Raw genomic sequence first — 1,351 nt, 5'->3', positions numbered from 1 at the left:
GTTAAGGGTGAGAGCTGATAGAGACCGTGTATGCGGGAATCTGGTGATCCTATGCTGCCTAGAAAAGCCTCGACGCGAGGGACTAGCCGCCCGTACCCTAAACCGACTCAGGTGGTCAGGTAGAGAATACTAAGGCGATCGAGCTAATCGTGGTTAAGGAACTCGGCAAAATGCCCCCGTAACTTCGGGAGAAGGGGGGCCTGAACCGTTAACCCACTTGCTGGGGGACGCGGGGAGGGCCGCAGAGACCAGGGAGAAGCGACTGTTTACTAAAAACACAGGTCCGTGCGAAGTCGCAAGACGATGTATACGGACTGACGCCTGCCCGGTGCTGGAAGGTTAAGAGGACGAGTCAGCCTTCGGGCGAAGCTCAGAATTTAAGCCCCAGTAAACGGCGGTGGTAACTATAACCATCCTAAGGTAGCGAAATTCCTTGTCGGGTAAGTTCCGACCTGCACGAATGGCGTAACGACTTCTCCGCTGTCTCAACCGCGAACTCGGCGAAATTGCACTACGAGTAAAGATGCTCGTTACGCGCAGCAGGACGGAAAGACCCCGGGACCTTTACTATAGCTTGGTATTGGTGTTCGGTGCGGTTTGTGTAGGATAGGTGGGAGACTGTGAAGCCAGGGCGCCAGCTCGGGTGGAGTCATTGTTGAAATACCACTCTGATCGCTTCGGATGTCTAACCTCGGTCCGTAATCCGGATCAGGGACAGTGCCTGGTGGGTAGTTTAACTGGGGCGGTTGCCTCCTAAAATGTAACGGAGGCGCTCAAAGGTTCCCTCAGCCTGGTTGGCAATCAGGTATCGAGTGCAAGTGCACAAGGGAGCTTGACTGTGAGACCGACAGGTCGAGCAGGGACGAAAGTCGGAACTAGTGATCCGGCGGTGGCTTGTGGAAGCGCCGTCGCTCAACGGATAAAAGGTACCCCGGGGATAACAGGCTGATCTTGCCCAAGAGTCCATATCGACGGCATGGTTTGGCACCTCGATGTCGGCTCGTCGCATCCTGGGGCTGGAGTAGGTCCCAAGGGTTGGGCTGTTCGCCCATTAAAGCGGTACGCGAGCTGGGTTTAGAACGTCGTGAGACAGTTCGGTCCCTATCCGCTGCGCGCGCAGGAAACTTGAGAAGGGCTGTCCCTAGTACGAGAGGACCGGGACGGACGAACCTCTGGTGTGCCAGTTGTTCCGCCAGGAGCATGGCTGGTTGGCTACGTTCGGAAGGGATAACCGCTGAAAGCATCTAAGCGGGAAGCCTGCTTCGAGATGAGGTTTCCATACACCCTTGTGGTGTGAGAGGCACCCAGCAGACCACTGGGTTGATAGGCCGGATGTGGAAGACAGGACTAA

General features: G+C 56.1%; 1 rRNA gene (cut by a window edge). It reads left to right on the top strand.

The features are described 5' to 3' along the window. A 23S ribosomal RNA gene (locus AB0F70_RS27385) occupies nt 1-1,351 on the top strand (its annotated part extends 1,837 nt beyond the left edge of the window); the annotation flags it as partial.

The sequence above is a fragment of the Promicromonospora sp. NPDC023805 genome, from assembly GCF_040639635.1.
Lineage (GTDB): Bacteria > Actinomycetota > Actinomycetes > Actinomycetales > Cellulomonadaceae > Promicromonospora.
The sequence above is the reverse complement of the archived record's forward strand: the minus strand, read 5'-3'. Positions and strand labels throughout refer to the sequence as shown.